14 protein-coding genes and 2 tRNA genes are annotated in these 18,726 nt (G+C 37.9%); 11 read left to right on the plus strand and 5 right to left on the minus strand.

Going from position 1 to position 18,726, the window contains the following annotated elements; all coding sequences use genetic code 11:
• Positions 1 to 987 (minus strand): 6-phosphofructokinase, encoded by a 987-nt coding sequence (gene pfkA / locus RM549_RS10410; RefSeq protein WP_311684471.1) that lies wholly within the window; start codon positions 985 to 987, stop codon positions 1 to 3.
• Between the two features lie 1,124 nt (positions 988 to 2,111).
• Positions 2,112 to 6,518, minus strand: coding sequence for a translocation/assembly module TamB domain-containing protein (locus RM549_RS10415; RefSeq protein WP_311684473.1), 4,407 nt, complete (start codon positions 6,516 to 6,518; stop codon positions 2,112 to 2,114).
• Positions 6,519 to 6,618: 100 nt separating this feature from the next.
• Here RM549_RS10415 and tsaD point away from each other — a divergent pair, with 100 nt between their 5' ends.
• The 6 genes from tsaD to RM549_RS10445 all read left to right on the plus strand — a co-directional run bounded on the left by tsaD (position 6,619) and on the right by RM549_RS10445 (position 11,931).
• Positions 6,619 to 7,641 carry a tRNA (adenosine(37)-N6)-threonylcarbamoyltransferase complex transferase subunit TsaD gene (gene tsaD / locus RM549_RS10420; protein ID WP_311684475.1) on the plus strand — a complete coding sequence of 341 codons (1,023 nt, stop codon included), beginning with the start codon at positions 6,619 to 6,621 and terminating at the stop codon, positions 7,639 to 7,641.
• Between the two features lie 3 nt (positions 7,642 to 7,644).
• A complete protein-coding gene (locus tag RM549_RS10425; RefSeq protein ID WP_311684477.1) occupies positions 7,645 to 8,352 on the plus strand; it encodes a 16S rRNA (uracil(1498)-N(3))-methyltransferase in 708 nt (235 codons plus the stop codon).
• Between the two features lie 125 nt (positions 8,353 to 8,477).
• On the plus strand, positions 8,478 to 9,122 hold the full coding sequence (locus tag RM549_RS10430) for a DUF4159 domain-containing protein (protein WP_311684503.1): 645 nt from the start codon (positions 8,478 to 8,480) through the stop codon (positions 9,120 to 9,122).
• Positions 9,119 to 9,631 carry a TrmH family RNA methyltransferase gene (locus RM549_RS10435; protein WP_311684479.1) on the plus strand — a complete coding sequence of 171 codons (513 nt, stop codon included), beginning with the start codon at positions 9,119 to 9,121 and terminating at the stop codon, positions 9,629 to 9,631. Before RM549_RS10430 ends, RM549_RS10435 begins: the two co-directional genes overlap by 4 nt.
• A gap of 23 nt (positions 9,632 to 9,654) precedes the next feature.
• Positions 9,655 to 10,743, plus strand: coding sequence for an AI-2E family transporter (locus RM549_RS10440; RefSeq protein WP_311684481.1), 1,089 nt, complete (start codon positions 9,655 to 9,657; stop codon positions 10,741 to 10,743).
• Positions 10,744 to 10,752: 9 nt separating this feature from the next.
• A complete protein-coding gene (locus tag RM549_RS10445) occupies positions 10,753 to 11,931 on the plus strand; it encodes a THUMP-like domain-containing protein (RefSeq protein WP_311684483.1) in 1,179 nt (392 codons plus the stop codon).
• A gap of 72 nt (positions 11,932 to 12,003) precedes the next feature.
• On the opposite strand, the gene RM549_RS10450 is transcribed toward RM549_RS10445, so the two are convergent.
• From RM549_RS10450 to RM549_RS10460, 3 genes are all read right to left on the minus strand, one after another.
• Entirely contained in the window at positions 12,004 to 13,206 is a 1,203-nt protein-coding gene (locus RM549_RS10450) for a DUF2062 domain-containing protein (protein ID WP_311684485.1), read from the minus strand.
• Between the two features lie 69 nt (positions 13,207 to 13,275).
• Positions 13,276 to 13,641, minus strand: a complete 366-nt coding sequence (locus tag RM549_RS10455; protein ID WP_311684487.1) for an ApeI family dehydratase — start codon at positions 13,639 to 13,641, stop codon at positions 13,276 to 13,278.
• A 154-nt stretch (positions 13,642 to 13,795) separates the two neighbouring features.
• Positions 13,796 to 14,245 (minus strand): hotdog family protein, encoded by a 450-nt coding sequence (locus RM549_RS10460; RefSeq protein ID WP_311684489.1) that lies wholly within the window; start codon positions 14,243 to 14,245, stop codon positions 13,796 to 13,798.
• Between the two features lie 415 nt (positions 14,246 to 14,660).
• Between RM549_RS10460 and RM549_RS10465 the strand changes: the two genes are divergently transcribed.
• From RM549_RS10465 to RM549_RS10485, 5 genes are all read left to right on the plus strand, one after another.
• Positions 14,661 to 14,742: transfer RNA gene (locus RM549_RS10465), tRNA-Ser, on the plus strand.
• A gap of 32 nt (positions 14,743 to 14,774) precedes the next feature.
• Positions 14,775 to 14,849, plus strand: a tRNA-Pro gene (locus RM549_RS10470).
• Between the two features lie 227 nt (positions 14,850 to 15,076).
• The gene (locus tag RM549_RS10475) at positions 15,077 to 16,330 is read left to right on the plus strand and encodes a site-specific integrase (protein WP_008612815.1); all 1,254 of its coding nucleotides are present in this window, start codon (positions 15,077 to 15,079) and stop codon (positions 16,328 to 16,330) included.
• A 351-nt stretch (positions 16,331 to 16,681) separates the two neighbouring features.
• The gene (locus RM549_RS10480; protein WP_008612814.1) at positions 16,682 to 17,089 is read left to right on the plus strand and encodes a hypothetical protein; all 408 of its coding nucleotides are present in this window, start codon (positions 16,682 to 16,684) and stop codon (positions 17,087 to 17,089) included.
• Positions 17,090 to 17,337: 248 nt separating this feature from the next.
• Complete coding sequence (locus RM549_RS10485) at positions 17,338 to 18,174, plus strand: DUF932 domain-containing protein (RefSeq protein WP_268224940.1); 837 nt, start codon at positions 17,338 to 17,340, stop codon at positions 18,172 to 18,174.
• Positions 18,175 to 18,726: the final 552 nt, after the last annotated feature.

The raw sequence follows: 18,726 nt of genomic DNA on the forward strand, positions 1-18,726 counted from the left end.
TCAGGTAGATAAAATATCAGAAATCCTTAGTAAATCTTTATTAACAGTATGTTCGGTTTTTAAAGCTTCAGAAATGCTGGTATAGGTAATATCGTTATTCACTATACCCACCATCACATCACGTTTGCCATCCATAAGTAATTCCACAGCTTTTACACATAGCCTGCTTGCCAAAACCCTGTCAAAACATGTTGGCTTCCCTCCTCTCTGGATATGTCCCAGGACGGTTACTTTTGCGTCATAGTATGGCAGGTTTTCTTTTACGTATTCTGCCAGTTCAAAGACATTCTTTCCAATTTTGTCACCTTCAGAAACCACAACAATACTTGAAGTTTTGCCAGACCTTCTGCTGCGCTCAAGAGAATCCAGTAAACGTTCCAGGCCCAAATCCTCTTCAGGAATAAGAATTTCTTCAGCACCAGCACCAATACCACTGTTTAAAGCAATAAATCCGGCATCTCTGCCCATTACTTCAACAAAAAAGAGACGGTTGTGAGAACTTGCTGTGTCCCTTATTTTATCAATTGCTTCCACAACTGTATTTAGAGCAGTATCATAACCTATTGTAAAATTAGTTCCCGAAATGTCATTATCAATAGTACCTGGAACCCCAATACACGGAATATCATGTTCTTTACTTAAAGCAACACCTCCACGAAATGTACCATCTCCTCCTATTAACACCAATGCGTCCACTTCTGCTTCCTTCAGCTTTTCTGCAGCTTTGGCCCGCCCTTCTTGAGTTTTAAATTCTTTGGAGCGTGCAGATTGAAGAATAGTCCCACCATAGGGCAAAATATTACGTACACTTCGCGCATTTAGAGCAATATAATCCCCTTCAATCATCCCTTGATAACCGCGGTAAAAGCCTACACATTCGGTGTGGTAATATGCGCATGCGCGCACAACAGCTCTTATTGCGGCATTCATTCCAGGAGCATCTCCCCCGGAGGTTAATACTCCTATCTTCTTAATTTTTTTGGCCATAGAAAATTGTACTTAATATATGGTGTTCTCGGTATTTGACGTAAAACTAGTTACAAATACCTTGAATGCAAAATTAATTTCACCGGAAGAGAAATTTTCTTATATCTGGTAACATAAGTAAAAAAATTGCGTCATTTTTCAAAAGTATTTATACTTTCTATGGCCCTCGCGTCACAAAAGTAAAGCTGCAAATTATAGACTTTAAGTAAGATTATACCTGCATGCTTGTTCTGTATGTAAGAATAGTAATTACACAAAATATTGTAAATGTGTTAGTTATATTATCATTTAAGATATTCGAAATCCAGCAATTTACCTTTCTTTATTCCCAGAAATTAACCATTCTATTTTTATGACATCTTTCTTAACTACAGGAATGAACTTCTTTATTTAAATAGTCTGTAAATTTTGCAATCCTATTTATCTCGCTAAAAAAGAATTATTAAATAGAAATTTAAAATTTTACGGTCAGTTATATTTGGGGAGATATAAAGACCACACAAGGGGATAACTATTTTTAGATATCCCCTTTTTTAAATTAATTATTCTCAAATTTTATTTGCATAGATTAATATTAGAATTCCTCTCCTTATTAACATCATGTTAACTTATTGTAAATGTGATTGTTAAATTAAAAAGCTGAGAAAAAATTTATTATATTTAAATATCCTTAAAGATTGCAACCTTAACCTTTAGCCTTATGATTTACAAACCAACCACGGGGTTCCTTTATCTACCTCAAAGCCCAAAGCCTATATTTAAAGGCGCCAGCGAAATTCAGTTCGATTATTATTTCACTGCCAGATACTTTGATGAAAGTATCATTCTGGATGTGACAACAAAAATTTTTTCTGAATATGATCACGTTTTTACGCGAATCTCATCCCATAGCATTAAGAGAGGAGAAGTGAAAACTTGTATAAAGGAATGTCTATTAACACATTTTTTAAGAATGGGAGTATCCAGAAAAAGGGCCAATTTTATTCTTAAAGATTTTAATCTAAGTTTTAGAAAATTTCAAGTAAATAAAGAACAAGAAAAGAGCCTGGCTCATTAATTTCGGCATTTTCAGTTCAAATTTGAAGGAGTTGTTGTAAAATTTTTGAGCGGGTCTTTTTAGGTATTTAATTTTGTCCGCCCTCGGGAAAACTTATATAGTCCGGGGCCAATGAATTGCGTGTTTCCTCCTCCTCTTCTTCCTCTTTCAGCGCTTCTGTTCTGGCCAGCTCAGCATCAGCAATTTTCCGGATTAACTCCTTGAAAGTATCAAAGTCTACCGAATATGATAATCCCACTCCCTGGGTAAATCCTATTTCCTCACCTATAAACTGGATATTATTTTCTCTGTTAAATACTTTTGCTCTAAGGCTGCCGTCCTCATTAAGTAAAAAATCTATTTCCACATCCCCGATAATATAGGATTCTGTCATTCCTCCTATAGGCACCCCTACCTGTCCATTTATAAGGACCCTCTCACTAATTTGGGTAGAAAGTGTAAGGCCAAACCGATCTACTGTTTGTTGATCTGGAGTACGATCCCCCTGTACATAATTCACACCCACCTGAAATTTTCCGTCTTCGTCTGCAAAGATATCATTAACAAGACCAGAAGCCCGTTCTGCAAGCGTTCCTGTTATAGCATTCTGACGCAGTCCGAATTCACTGTAAAACGCATTTTGGGTCACTAAGAACAAAGCTTGTAACTCTTTACTTGCACGATCATCTATCCTATATTCCAGTTCTGAACGTACAACAGAACTGGCATTAGGAAATCCGATATCGAAAGTGATATCTGGTTGTACCAATTGTCCCTGAAGGTTTATAATTACTTCTACCGGTATTTTCCTGTTTACTGAAGGGTTTTCCAGAAGAACTGAAGGATTTGCATCCACCTCGTAAACAGCACTTACATCCAGCTCTGCCTGGACGGGATTTCCATTCCAGTTTATACTTCCACCAGATTGTACCCTGAAAACTTTTTGAACCAGCCCCGCATATTTAAAATTATATACACCTTCATAAGCTATAAAATCCCCCCACATATTAAATTTTCCATTGGTGTTGATCTCCAGCAACAGGTTTCCGGCACCACGGCCCCGCAAGGTACTTCCGCTGGTTTGATCTACCACCACTTCCACTTCAGCATCGTTAGTAACATCCAGATCAAAAACCATTTCAATACCTTTTACTTCAGGTAAAATAACCTCTCTTCCGGCTTGTTTTGCAGCCTTTTCTTCGGGGCTAAGAAAATGGATATAAGAATTGTCCCCAACAGATTCGGTATCGCTTAAAGGAATTTTGAAAACTGTACCACGTTCTGTGGTTGCATTTACATTTATGGATAATTCATCTGTAGGACCTTCAATAGACGCTTCACCACTTATAAAAGCTGTTCCGTAATAAAGTGCATCTTCTTCAGCATCTGTATCGAGTACGAGTAACCTATCTGTAGTAACACCAAGATTTAAAAACCATTCCGAAAAATTACGGTGGGAAATATTTCCGTCGAGGACACCACGTGTATCAAATTTTGTATCGGTAATACCAATATTGTCAAAGTTAAATTGTTGTTGGGTAAGGTTCACTACAGACTGTTGATCAAAATCCAAATCAATGTTTAGGTATGGCACACTAAGTCCTGCATTATCAAGAAGAAGCTGACCAGAAAATTCCGGATTTTTATAGTTTCCAACTACCCTTGCATTACCACTAATCTTTCCTCGTATATTACTTATAGCCACTCCTCCCAACGGACTAAAAGCAGCCATGTTTAAATCTTCAAGATCAACATCAAGGTCTATGGTAGGTTGATTACCACTTACATCTATGTTTCCCACGGCATTCAGGGATTCAAAATCTCTATTCCTCAAATTGGCATTAATTGCATAATTTGTGAGGTTCTCGTTTCCTTCCACATCAATTATTAGATTGCCTAACATATTGTTATTAATGTTGAGGGAATCAATTCTTAGGGAAGTATTTGGATAATATGCGCCATTTTCCTGTAATAAATCCAAACTACCATTTAACCTTCCTGCCAAATCAAGGCTATCGATAATAGGCGTTATCTTATCAATATCGACATTTTCAAATTCCATAGAGAAATTTTTGTAGGTGCTATCCCGCATTACCCCGCTAAGACTAATTTCCTCATCGGCATGGTTCATCACCAGGGAATCTATAGCAATATTTTTGAAATTATTTTCAAAAACTATCTTATTGCTTTTATTCCTTTCTTCGTTTATATACCACACATTATCTTTAAATTTAAGATCCGAACGCTGAATCCCCACTACAGATTTGTTATCCTCATTGATCGTGTGATACAAATTGATGTTAAAAACATCGGTATTATTTTTACCACCCCCAAATTCAGATCTAATAAACAAGGTGTCCCGCTGCGTTACATTAATAAAGCTGAATTCAGAAAAATCATAAAAACTGGTTGAAACGCTATCGGCTTCAAAATAGGTATTGTAAATAGGGTTTGTGTTATCCACCCGAAGATTTATATCTTCCAGAAGGTTGTTAAAAGCCACAATTTCCGGAGAGCGAAAGTTCAATTTAAATTCAGATTCGTCAGACTCTACCCTTCCACGAATGTAAGTTTCCGGGGCTACACTAATTTCAGGATAAAAAATTTCCACGATCTGGTTAGAAATATCAAAATCAAATTCCATGTATTGATTTGTGGTAATCGTTCTTGGCTGGTAATTGGTATAAATACTTCCAAGTGAATTCTGAAAAAGTGCTCCCACTTCCCGCAACTGAAAAACCCCTTCTACCTGACCATTAATAACATCTGGCGAATTAATGGCTATAGTACGTTCGTTTCCTTCAAATGAAGATACAATGCTGAAATCTTCAAAATAATAAAGGTTATTTTGATTCTGATAAGACGTGTTGAGCAGCAGAATACTTCCGAAGGCATTATCTACTGTAGTACCTTTCATATTCATAATCACATCTCCCTTAAAAACAGAAATACTGTCGCGGGAAACGAAATTTAGCGCATTTAAATCGGCATAATTTACAGCAGCTTCAAAATCATAGACATTAATCTCCTGGGATAGATCTGCAAGTCCGTTAAATTCCATTTTCAGGTTAGGATCATTGGAAACAAGATTTCCATTAAAAACTGGATTCCGAAGGTTTCCTATTACTCTTATGTCCTTATAAGTATAATTATTATAATTTATTTTAGAAATTGCACCACGTAACTGAGCATTAATACTTTCAGCATCAAAACCAGTTCCATCCACATCCAGATCAAAACTTGTTTTTCCTAAAGTGGGATTATTGACCAGCCGACCTACATTAAAGTCGCGAAAGATTAAATTTCCTTTATAAGTGGCGGCGCTGGTATTGTCGAAATTTCTAAGTACAAAATCGGCGTTGGCAGATCCCAATTGGGTAGTAATTACCAGATCTGCATCTAATGAATTGCTTCTTAACAAAGCATTTCCCCTCATCCTTACATTTCCGAAATCCCTAAGATTTTCCGGCAATTTGCCCTGAAGTGCCTGCGGAAGCAAATTCACAAGATCATAATAATTGGAGGTAAACTGACTAAAGTCACCGCTAATCTGAAATTCATCAGTTTCCTGCGGGAAAATTCCCTGCACCACAAAATCTCCATCTACAGCACTTCTATCCATTCCTGTAAGCTGAAGATTAGTGAGAGTAAAATCATTAAGCGTACCATCTAAACTTGTATTAAAAGAGAGTACCTGATCTGTCCCAAAACCATCGTAGAAAACTTTTAGATCATTACTGGAAATCATAGATTCAGTAAAATCTGCAGTGACCTGCACCTCGTTCACAAAATTGGAAAATTGCTCTGAAGTATATTGAAAATCTAGATTCCCAAGAATTCTGGATTCAGAGGTTTCCAAGACCAGGTCCTGCAACTGCATTTGGCTGGAGCTGTAGTAAAAGGAGGTCATCAAATTACGAATACTTAAGCCGCGACCTTCTTCAGCTGTTATTCCGGTAATATCAACAGCAATAATATCTCCATCAATATTTAAATCTTCAGCAAAAATAGTCAGGTCGTCAAAAACCAAAATGTCGGGATTATCCAGGTTTTCGTCCCTGTAGCTAAAGTGACTATCTAAAATTTGAACATCATCTACATTTAATTCAAAAGTAGAAGGTTTTCCTGTAGGTTCTTTTTTCAGCTTGGAAATCAGCAGCGACAGGTTATCACTTTCCTCACCTTCGTACCGCTTCATATTTAGCCTCAGGTCTCTCACTACGGTATTTCCTAAAGTAGGATTATTAGTCATGAGATTTCTGAGACTAAGAATAGAAGTTCTAATTTCCCCGGCAGTAAATAATGTATCGAGATGATGATCTTCAACAAAAATCCCGTTAATTTTTACGTTTCCAAAATAGGTTAGGCTTACCCTGTCTATGCTGGCGTTGATATTGTTGCTTTCTTTAAGAGAATCTGTGATGCTTTTGGCTACAGAAGTTTGTACGGCAGGGATGGAAAATACAATCAATAAAAGGATAAAAAACAAAAGCAATCCTACTACAATCCTTTTTAATATTTTCCAGAATTTTTTGATATGCTTTTATGTTTTAACTTTGTACGAAATTAACAACTTCTATGCCTATTTTCCTCCGATGACAGAACAAGATATTTATATACTCGCCATAGAATCTTCTTGCGACGATACCGCTGCTGCCGTACTGTGTAACGGCAAAATCCTTTCTAATATTGTCGCTACGCAGGAGGTTCACCAGCAATATGGCGGCGTTGTGCCAGAACTTGCTTCCAGGGCGCACCAACAAAATATTGTTCCGGTTATCCACCAGGCCATTAAAAAGGCAAATATCGACAAAAAAGCGCTATCTGCAATCGCATTTACGCGCGGGCCTGGATTAATGGGTTCCCTGCTGGTAGGAACGTCTTTTGCCAAATCTTTAGCCATGGGACTTAAGATTCCATTAATAGAAATCAACCATATGCAGGCGCACATCCTGGCGCATTTTATCGAAGAGGAAGGTTTTAAAAAACCCGAATTTCCATTTCTGGCGCTTACTATTAGCGGTGGCCACACTCAAATTGTAAAAGTTTCAGATTATTTCGATATGGAAGTAATTGGAACTACTACAGACGATGCCGTGGGCGAAGCCTTCGATAAAAGCGCAAAAATTATGGGTCTGCCTTATCCCGGCGGCCCTTTAATTGATAAATATGCCAAAGAAGGAAATCCGAAAGCTTTTAAATTTCCTAAACCCAAAGTTCCCGGACTAGATTTTAGCTTTAGCGGATTTAAAACTGCGGTATTGTATTTTATTCAGAAGCAAACAAAGGAGAATCCCGGTTTTGTAGAAGAAAACCTGAAGGATATCTGCGCTTCCATCCAAAGCACGATAATTGCCATTTTAATGGATAAGCTTAAACTGGCGGTGAAAGAGACCGGAATAAAGCAAATTGCTATTGGTGGCGGAGTTTCAGCCAACAGCGGAATACGAAATGCACTTAAGGAAGCCGAAAATAAATATGGGTGGACTACTTTTATTCCGAAGTTTGAATATACTACAGATAATGCTGCAATGATCGCCATTGCAGGGCATTATAAGTTTTTAAAGAAAGACTTTTCAGATTTTTCCATCACCGCACAAGCGCGCTATAAATTTTAATCTATGCAGTTATTCTATCATCCCGAACTTGAGGAAAACGATACCCAGGTAATTTTTCCGAAGGATGAAAGTAAGCATATCGCCAAAGTTCTTCGGAAAAAAGAAGGTGATGTGCTGGAAGTGACCAACGGAAAGGGCTTTTTATTTTCCGTAGAGCTTATCCAAACCGGAAATCAGGCGTTGGCCAAAGTTCTTAAAGTGAAAACTGAAGAATCTGCGCCCTATTACCTGCATATGGCAGTCGCTCCAACAAAAATGAATGACAGGTTCGAGTGGTTTCTCGAAAAAGCGACAGAAATTGGAGTGCACGAAATTACACCCATTATTTGCGACCACAGCGAACGTAAAGTTGTTAAACTGAATCGCTTTGAGCGGGTATTACAGAGCGCGATGAAGCAATCCCTGCATTTTAGAATTCCGAAATTAAATGAACCGCAAAGTTTTTCTGAATTTTTAGCTACTCATGCTGAAGGAGATCGGTTTATTGCACATTGTGAGGATGATAAACAGCGATTTTTGCTAAAAAACAGCATAAAACCTAAGTCAAAGTCTATTATGCTTATTGGTCCTGAAGGGGATTTTTCTTCAGAAGAAATTCAGAAAGCGTTGGAGCAAAACTGGCAGCCGGTAAGCCTTGGGGACAGCCGTTTAAGAACCGAAACTGCCGCAATTGTTGCCTGTCACACCTTTGCGCTGGCAAACCAGGAATAATTTTTCTTGAGAAGTAAATTTTTTAGTTTTACTTAATTGTTGAATACATGTCGAAAATTGCCAAATTAACCACACCTTTAAATGCCAATTATCGGCATTATATTAGCGGAAACCTGTTGAAGAAGATGAAAAAGATATATATGCTGATAATTGCCATTTTTTGCAGTGCGCCTTTAGTCGCGCAAAAAATCGCAGTTTTAAAATACAACGGCGGCGGCGACTGGTATGCAAATCCCACGGCCCTGCCCAATCTTATAAAATTCAGCAACAGCAATATCAACACCGCAATAAATCCTAAGCCTGAAACGGTGACTCCGGGTGCCACAGACATATTTCAGTATCCTTATATCCATATGACCGGCCACGGAAATGTTTTTTTTAGCGATGATGAGGCTGAAAATCTAAGAAATTACCTCCTAAGTGGCGGATTCCTTCATATTGATGATAATTACGGGATGAATGAATACGTAAGAAAAGAACTGAAGAAGGTTTTTCCTGAAAAAGCCTTAACCGAACTTTCTGCCAATCATCCTATTTTTAGTACCTCCTTTAATTTTCCAAATGGTTTGCCAAAAATTCATGAACACGACAATGAGCCACCGCAGGCTTTCGGACTTTTTGAAAATGAGCGGCTAATTTGTCTATTTACATTTGAAAGTGACCTTGGAGACGGTTGGGAAAATCCGGAAATCCACAATGATCCTGAAGAAGTGCGGATAAAAGCATTACGAATGGGAGCGAATATTTTAAAATACGCTTTTGAAAATTGAAAACACAACTTTCACACCAGCAGTCCAGGTTTAAAAAAGAAGAGTCACCTGTAATTCTTATACTTGATAATGTATCGGGAGAGGCCAATATTGGCAGTATTTTCCGGCTGGCCGATGCCTTTGGAATAGAAAAAATTGTCTTCTGTGGCACATTTCCAAACCTTAGTAGTAACCGGTTAAAAAGAACAGCCAGAAATACACATGAATACGTAAAATTTAAAGTTTTTGAGCAGACAAAAGAGGCGGTGCAAAATTATGAAAACCATGGCTACACTCCGTTTGCTTTGGAAATTACAGCTCAAAGCACTGCTATAGAAACTGTTGACTTTAAAGGATCATCAAAAATCTCGTTAATTGTTGGGAATGAAGCCAACGGAATCCAGGAAGAAATTCTTTCCCTTTGCAAAAATGTTTTCCATATAGAAATGTTTGGAAACAACAGCAGCATGAATGTGGCACAGGCAACAGCAATTGCCCTGTACGAAATAAGAAAAAGCATAGGTCTTTAAATTAGAAATAATATATTTACGCTGTGAACTCAAAGGAACTTTCTTACGGAATTTTGCGTGCGGCCGGTATCATGCTGGGAATCATTCTGCTACTGTATTTTTTATATGAAATTCAGTCGGTATTGGTATACATAGCTATAGCAGGGGTAATTTCCCTTATTGGTCGACCCGTAGTTATTTTTCTAAAACATAAGTTAAAAATACCCAACCAGATGGCCGTGGTTCTCGTGCTGCTAATGGTGCTTTCTTTTTTTATAGGGGTAGTTTTTGTCTTTGTTCCAATTGTTATAGAACAGAGTCAGCACCTTGGGCAGATAGACATGGAAGCCTTCCGGAGTGATTTAAACGATCTTAACACTCAAATTAATTCGTACCTGGGGATTGAAGAAATCAATATTATAGAAGGTCTGAAGGAAAGTGAATTTGTGAGAAATTTTGATATTACCGCAATTCCGAAGTTTCTCAATAATGTCTTCGGAATTCTTGGTGCAGCGCTTATTGCTATCTTCTCAATCATTTTTATATCCTTTTTTCTGTTAAAGGACAGCAAGTTAATGATTAATAGTATTCTTGTGTTTGCAAATCAGGGAGATGAAGGTAAGTTTCAGAGGGTTTTTAATAAGATTAAAATTTTGTTATCACGATATTTCGTAGGACTTACCATGCAGGTGAGTGTCTTATTTATTTTATATACAATCCTGTTAAGCGTATTTGAGATTAGAAACCCAATTGCCATTGCATTTATATGCGCTACTTTAAACCTGGTGCCGTATTTGGGACCATTAATGGCTGGGATTTTAATGGCCCTTTTTGTAATTTCCAGTTATTTGGGAGCCGATTTTACAGTCATCATTCTACCGCGCCTTATTTACGTAATGATGGGTTACGGAATTTGCCAATTGATCGATAATTTTATTTCCCAACCTCTTATTTTTGGGGCAAGTGTACGCTCGCATCCTCTGGAAATTTTCCTTATTATTCTAATTTCCGGACTACTTTTTGGCATTACGGGAATGGTTGTAGCCGTTCCTTTTTATACAGCTATTAAAGTAATTGCAAAGGAATCTTTAAGTGAATACAAGATTGTAAAGAGACTTACCCGCGACCTATAAATTTCAGTTTTGAACAAAAATTTACTACGTAAGGATGTTCAGGATTTTATACAGGAGAACCTTAAAACAGATCTTTCAAAGTTAATCCTGAAAGGGAGCCCGTTTCCAGAGATTACGGTTCAGGAGCTTGCTGTACAGATAAAAGGTGTAAATACTGCTAAAAAAAAGCTACCTACCTGGTATAAAACCCACGGAATTATTTTTCCTCCAAAACTGAATCTAGAGCAGACATCTTCAGAAATAACGGCCAATTATAAAGCTGAAATAATTAACGGGGAACGTCTTATCGATATTACCGGCGGATTTGGAGTAGATACTTACTGCTTCTCAAAAACCTTCAGAGAAGTCATTTATTGTGAAATGAATCCCGAATTAGCTGAAGTAGCAACGCACAATTTCAAAGAGCTGAATGCAGAGAATATCCAGGTATATGCCGGAGACGGAATTCAAATTTTAGAAAAAAACACCTCCCAATATGACTGGATCTTTATAGATCCCGCTAGAAGGGATAATCATGGCGGCAAAGTGTTCCGGCTTCAGGATTGTCTTCCTAATGTCCCCGAACATCTTAAATTGCTTTTTTCTCGTACAGACAATATTCTTATCAAGACATCTCCCCTACTCGATTTAAAAGCCGGACTGGAAGAACTTCAAAATGTATTAGGAATCCATATCGTTTCAGTTGAAAATGAAGTAAAGGAATTACTGTGGGTATTGACTAAAAATGGTAATACTGAAGTCCAAATAAAAACAATAAATTTTCAGAAAAAAGGAGATCAGATTTTTGAAGGATTTTTTGAAAATGAAGTGGTAGATATAAAATATACCCTGCCAAAAAAATTTCTTTATGAGCCGAATCCGGCCATCATGAAAAGTGGATTATTTGCTACACTTGGACAACAAACTCAAACTGCCAAACTGCATCCTAATTCCCATTTATTTACATCGGAAGAAGAAAAAGAATTCCCGGGTAGAACGTTTAAAATAATTGATATAAAGCAATTTACCAAACGTGAGTTAAAGAAAGAATTTAAGGGTGCAAAGGCTAATATCACCACCAGGAATTTCACAGAAACTGTTTCAGAAATTAGAAAAAAGCTTCAGATTAAAGATGGCGGTAAAGATTATTTGTTTTTTACCACCAACCTGGAGAATGAAAAAATCGTTATAAAGTGTAGGAAACTGTAGCAGCTCTTTAAATGAATTCAGAAGAAAAGAAGCCTTCTTAATTTCCATATTTTCGACTATTAAATGATGCTGCTAATTCTTTATAATATGCTTTTGTTCAGAATAAGAAAAAAACAAATAGAATACCACCCACAGGACGAGTGCCGTTAATCCTGCCAGAGCAAAACTTCCCACGACGTACTGCCAGAGACTCTGAAAAATTTCAGCAGAAGAATCGAAGTTTTCAAGACTAAGTTTCCAGTCGAAACCATTTCCCGACACCAGAGAGCCCATTTGATAACTTCCATAAATAATAAATGGAATAAGTGGCGGGATGCTGATATTGGAAAATAAAAATGCAATTACTTTATTCACTCTAAAAATGGCACCTAACGTAAATACCAGAAGCGTATGAAGGCCCCAAAACGGTGAGATACCAATAAAAACGCCCAAAGCAATGGCTGCTGCCTTCTTGTGCGCAGGCTCCTGATTTTTAATGATGTCTTCTTTCCAGAATCTTTTAAAACCTTTTTTCTTGAAGTCCTGGTATTTGTTGCGCGGGTGAATATAAAAGAAACTCACCAGCACGAACCACATATAAAGCAAAGTGATTCGAGTAATGTCCCAAAATGGCCGGAAATGAGTTACCCGGTTTTCTTCGTAAAAAACTTTAATCGGAATATTTTTCACCTCTACCCTTCTCCAGGCTGTTTTAACAATAATTTCAATCTCAAATTCGAATTTGCGCGTGTAAAGCGGGATGTTATTTACAACTTTAAGAGGATACAATCTATACCCACTCTGCGTGTCACTTAGCTGTGTTCCTGTAACCACGAGAAACCAAAAATTTGAAAATTTATTTCCTGTGGAACTTTTTCCCGGAATGCCATCACGGCCCATGTTCCTGTCACCAACAAGAAGCAACTCCGGATCTCCCTGTTGTCTGCTTTCCAGTTCGCTTAGAAATACATCCAGATCATCGGGATAATGCTGGCCGTCGCTGTCTATGGTTATAGCATACTCGTAGCCAAGATCCTCAGCAAATTTGAATCCGTGTTTAAGTGCAACGCCTTTCCCTTTGTTCTCTTCAAAATGAAGTATTTCAAGATTAGAAAAGCTCTTCAGTATTTCTTTAGTGGCATCTGTAGAACCATCGTTGACCAATACAATATTATCGGTATACAAGAGCAGATCCTGAAGAACGCTGGCCAAAGACCCCGCATTATTATAAGTGGGAACTAGCACACAACAGTTAAACTTGTTGAACCTGGACTGATATATTGGTGATTTACTCAAATTATAAACTTTACAAAAAATGCAAAAATATTATTTAAAACCAGAAGTAAATATAACTTTTATAGAAAGTTAGATCGAATTATAAGTAGCGTTAATTTTTAATGCAGCACAACCATTATTTCTGGCTATTCCCTTTAGATTAACAACATCTCCGCTCACTTCAATTTTGGATTCCAGTACCAGAACATTATCAATATTTGGATCTACAACAGCCGAAAATTTCACATTGCTTGCATTCGAAAACTGTAATGTTCTCCCGGTCTGCCGCTCCAACTCTTCCTTAAACATCTGCATTAGAATAACCCCGGGAGTCACAGGCCGATCTGGAAAATGGCCTTTGTAGAGCTCATGATCTTTCCTGATTTTAATTTCAGTAACAAAATGTCCGTTTTCTTCTCTTGTATTTATTACCGAGTAAAATTCTTTTAAAAGCATTGCTTGTTGTTAATGTTTAAATAGTCATCAATTAAATTCACTGAGTGCGGTAGAGATCAAGACCTGTCTTATACAAAAGAACTACAGATCGAAAATTGCCATTTTAGAACTACCCTTTTTCTTCATCTGAATAAAAAAACAAAAATCCTTAAATTTAAATTACAGTAACGGTTCGCATATCAGAAGTGGCTACTAATTTACCATTTTCATCCTCAGTCCTCGCCGTTACCATAGTAACATTCTTAATTTCATGTTGAATATTGACATAAGTAGTAAGTTTTGAGCCTGCTTTGGGCAAAAAATGAACTTCAACAGACTTGATAGAGCCTATAAAACCGGTTTCCGGCTTTTTTAGTCCTGCAAGAAAACCCCTGTAGCCTCTGTGCAGTGACATACTCTGGGCCATATGTTCGATAATGCCCGGCTCAGAAAAAAAGCCATTTTTGACCAAAATATTATTATCGGGGATTACAAACCCCATCTTTCCGGTAAGATGACTGTATTCATACAAGCTATCGACCATTACAAATGGTGGTTTTTGGGGAATAAGCTGTATAATTCTTACAGCATCAAGTATCGGTTCTTCCAGTACGTTTTCTGTCATAGTATTTACTACAGATTATAATGCGATATAGAAATGCGTGTCATCCAGGTTTGATTTTGTTTCGGTTTTCAATATAATATTTTAAAAATCCATTGCAGCTCTTTCTTCTTACAAATTAATGAGCTTTTATAATTTTTAGGATGATACAAGTAGTCCAGAAGAACTATTTTAATTTATTAGAGGAAAATCTTAAGGAGCATTTACGGAAATACAGGAATGGTTGATTATAGTAAGTAAAAGTAAAAAATAAATTAAAATTTTAATTGATATAATTTTCTGAAGGCAAAGCACTTAAAAATGCGTTGGTCTTTTTAGCTTCACTTCCTTCGGAAAAAAGGTTTAAAAGGTTTGGAAGGTAAGTATGTAAAAGCTACATTTGCATCCGCAAAAACGATTGCGAAGTTCATTATTTAACGGAGAGGTGGCAGAGTGGTAATGCAGCAGCCTGCTAAGCTGTCATCCTTCGGGATGCCCGGGTTCGAATCCCGGTCTCTCCGCTAAGTTATTTTTAGTGAAATATTTTCACCTTCGGGGTGTAGCGTAGCCCGGTTATCGCGCCTGCTTTGGGAGCAGGAGGCCGCAGGTTCGAATCCTGCCACCCCGACAATTACGGTGTCAATAGACACTAAAATATAGCTAATCTTATGAAAATCAATGATTTTCATTTTTCTTGAAATCATAAGATTGGCTTTAATATCAATTCAAAGGTTACCTATTCGGTTACCTAAATTGTTACCAGAATTTTCACTACATTGGTAATTCAATAGACTTGACTTTCGCAGCGATTTGACTTTCGTAAACAAATCGATTATTAACTTAAAGCGAGAGTTTATGCAGACTTCCAAGACTTTTACCATTCATTTTTGGCTGAGTATGGCCAAAGCAAAAGATGATTTTGCACCTATTTATGCCCGTATTACGGTCGATGGAAAACGTGCCGAAATCAGTTTAAAACGATCTACATCGGTTACCTATTGGGATACCCGTTCCAAGAGGTCAACGCTAAGGACTTCCGATGGAAAGTCATTAAACGTTTACCTTGACCAGGTGTACTCTGATTTATTGGAATGCCACAAACAGCTTCTGGGCGAAACCAAATACGTTACCGCCCAGGCCATCAAAGCCCGATATCTTGGGGAAGATGAACAGCACAAAACGCTGCTTCAACTGGTTTTCTATCACAATAAGAATATGGTTTCGGTACTCAAACCCGGCACCTTGAAAAATTACTTCACTACGGAACGCTATATCAAACGGTATCTGAAGCACAAACTAAAGACCAATGACGTTTTCCTGAAACAACTGTCCTATAAATTCATCATTGATTTTGAACAGTTCCTACGTAACGGAAAATCCATAAACCGTTCACAGCCCCTAAAGAACAATGGGGTTATGAAACACTTGGAACGCTTGAAAAAGATGATGAACCTTGCCCTTCGGTTGGAATGGATCGAAAAAGACCCTTTTGTAAGGTTCTCGCTGAAGTTCACAAAACACCAACGGGCATTTCTGTCCCAGTCGGAACTTGAAGTTTTGGAATCTGGTCAGCTTTCAAAAGTGATGCACCAGAAAACGAGGGATGTATTTGTTTTTGCCTGTTATACGGGACTGTCCTATATCGATGTAAAATTACTTTGCGATGACCATATTGTACGAGGCATCGATGGAGATTACTGGATATTTACAAAAAGGGAAAAGAACGATGAAGCCGTAAAAATACCACTGTTGGATAAAGCCCTTGACATACTGAAAAAATATGACCAAGATCCTAAAAGCAAGCAAGAAAAGCTGCTTCCGGTATTTTCCAATCAGAAAATCAACAAATATTTGAAGGAAATAGCGATAATTCTAAAAATCAATAAAAAGCTTACGTTCCACGCGGCCAGACATACGTTTGCCACTACAGTTACGCTTTCAAATGGCGTACCCATTGAGACCGTTTCAAAATTGCTAGGTCATACCAAGCTTTCCACAACGCAAATCTATGCCCGGGTTATCGAGCAAAAGGTATCATCGGATATGCGTTCGTTACGCACTAAATTAAACACCAAGGACACGGCCGAAACAAGGGTGCATTATCAATAATTCGGTTTGGAAAACAGCTTTTAGGTTCTAATCCAGTCGGCACTCTTATTTTTTCTCGTCAAATCCTTTGCAGATTTTGGTTTTTTATTGAGCCATAAATTTCTGCGTTAAGTCATTTTTTGTTTCGGTCAGCTGAGGCAACCAAAACCAAACCGTGGGCAAATGTAGCCACATCCCACCGCTTGGTCAAGGCCAGGCCCTTCGGGATGCCGAACATTTTTCTGCGAAAAATAACCGCTCATACCTTGCCCCTTCCTACCTGTGGCTGTTAATGCCCTGTTTTGGTATTGCTCGTTGCCTTACAAGCTACCAAAACGATTTAAAATAATGTTTAATTTAAAAATTTTAATTATGGCAACAACAGTAAAACAAAACGGAACTGCAAAAAAGGAAAATGCATCCGTTAAAAAAGAAGTACAGAAAAAACTGACCGATGAAGCTATCGGAAAAACCGCTTCTACAGAAAAAGCGGTAGCATCCAAAAAAGCTACCATCAGTTTGGATGATCGAATCCAAAATTTTGAAAAACTGAGAGGATTGGCCACCCAACGGGAACGGTTATCCCAAACCTTGAACGAGTTGACGAAATTCAACTACAACCAAGGGGATTCAGCTTCATTTTATATCCGGGATTCCCACAATTTGGAGTTTAAAACGACCAATACGAACCTTATCAAATTGGTCACAACACACTTACAGTCCACTTTGGAGGAACGAAAATCCGAGATTGAGGAACAAATTGTAGAGTTTGAACTCTAAGGTAACTTTAAATCTTTTAAACAGGAAGCCTACTCGCAAGAGTAGGTTTTCTTTTTTCCTTAAAAAAGGGAGGTAAAGTATTCAATCAATATGTGCGCAAAGGTAAACTCGTAAAATACTCCCATCAAAAGACTACGGCATAACCGGGCTCGTTCCTCACTCCTTTTATTCCGTTTCCTTTTGAGCCGAGATTTTATCTTCCGTTTGGCTCTAGCTTAATATTAATTGTTTAACTAAAATCAAATGTTATGTATTTATCAAATTTACAGCAGGATGAAATCTTCGTTCCATCAGAAATGAAGTCCTTGAAAAGTCTGACCCAGATGGAATCCCGAAGGGGGCTTGAAAATGTCATTGTATCAAATGGCAAGATTGTCAACGTGGTATCGAACAGCTATGGCCACGTACCGAACGAATTGTACTTCAAAAAAGCCGAGGAAATGTTGACCGGTGCCGGACTGAATTATCAGAAGCGCACGATCAATAGGGATGACCGGTCTTTCATAACCGACTTTATCATCGATGACAACAGCCAATTCTCGGTCAAGAATGAAAAAGACCTGATACTGCCAATGCTACGGTTCAAAAACTCCTATGATGGTAGCGAAAAAACGTCTGGGCATTTTGGATTTTACCGTCAGGTATGCTCCAATGGACTGCACGTTTCACAATCAGAAATTGAGTTTTCAATCAAGCACAGTAAGAACAATACCGACCTGATAATGCCACGGTTGAGCAATCTGTTCGATAAGTTCTTGGACAATGAGTTTTACACCATTACCAAGAAATTCGACAGGATGAGGGAATTTAAGATCATCGACACCAAAGAATTTGTGGAGGATATCTTGCACAGAACTAAATTGTTTCGGTATGAATGTAGTGACAAGAACAATGATCCTTCAAAGAAATCCCGGGAAGTCCTTGAAATTCTGGATAATGAAGCCCTACTACTCAATGAACAACCCAATTTATGGATAGGCTATAATGCCTTTAACCAAATGCTTCACAATAAATTGAAGAAAAGCTTTTCACAACAGGAACGCTTGGACAAAAAACTGTTCAATGCTGTCTATGAAATGGCTTGATGTCATTAAAGGTTCATCCGGTACCTTAAACTGGATTTTTTCTATTTTCAGCAAAAGAAATTAATTGAAAAGTTGGCTTTGCAATCCCACTCAGCCCATTTCCCTGCATTTCGCAGAAAAAGCTCCATTCCGGGAAAAGCGCTTCATTACAAAGATCTTAGACACAACTCCAAAGCTTCCGATTCCCATTGCACTAATCCTGCTGAAATACGCAGGAACGCTCCATTCCCATCTACACCTTTGAAGTTAAGTCCGCTTGAAATCCTACTTTAAGAGGATAATCCGTTTTTATAATCCGGTCAGCACATTGCCGCTCCATTTCGCGAAAAGCTGCATTCCGGGCAAAGAGCTTTCCTGCAAAGGTCTTGGACACAACTCTAAAGATTCCGATTTCCATTACGTTAACCCTGCCTGAAAAACGGCAGGAACACTTCATTCCCAATCTACATCTTTAAAGCTAAGTCCGCCTGATAGGAATTCCATTTTATCATTTAGTCCCGCTTCCTATGTTTTTGTACTTCACAAAAGGCATTTAGACCTACTCCCGAACCG

It is taken from the genome of Autumnicola patrickiae (genome assembly GCF_031846525.1).
GTDB classification, from domain to species: domain Bacteria; phylum Bacteroidota; class Bacteroidia; order Flavobacteriales; family Flavobacteriaceae; genus Autumnicola; species Autumnicola patrickiae.

Bases quoted from the DNA above. Each gene is read 5' to 3' on its own strand.
- RM549_RS10425 (WP_311684477.1), top strand. From the start codon at position 7,645: ATGCAGTTATTCTATCATCCCGAACTTGAGGAAAACGATACCCAGGTA.
- RM549_RS10430 (WP_311684503.1), top strand. From the start codon at position 8,478: ATGAAAAAGATATATATGCTGATAATTGCCATTTTTTGCAGTGCGCCT.
- RM549_RS10480 (WP_008612814.1), top strand. From the start codon at position 16,682: ATGGCAACAACAGTAAAACAAAACGGAACTGCAAAAAAGGAAAATGCA.
- RM549_RS10460 (WP_311684489.1), bottom strand. From the start codon at position 14,245: ATGACAGAAAACGTACTGGAAGAACCGATACTTGATGCTGTAAGAATT.
- tsaD (WP_311684475.1), top strand. From the start codon at position 6,619: ATGACAGAACAAGATATTTATATACTCGCCATAGAATCTTCTTGCGAC.
- RM549_RS10475 (WP_008612815.1), top strand. From the start codon at position 15,077: ATGCAGACTTCCAAGACTTTTACCATTCATTTTTGGCTGAGTATGGCC.
- RM549_RS10455 (WP_311684487.1), bottom strand. From the start codon at position 13,641: ATGCTTTTAAAAGAATTTTACTCGGTAATAAATACAAGAGAAGAAAAC.
- pfkA (WP_311684471.1), bottom strand. From the start codon at position 987: ATGGCCAAAAAAATTAAGAAGATAGGAGTATTAACCTCCGGGGGAGAT.
- RM549_RS10485 (WP_268224940.1), top strand. From the start codon at position 17,338: ATGTATTTATCAAATTTACAGCAGGATGAAATCTTCGTTCCATCAGAA.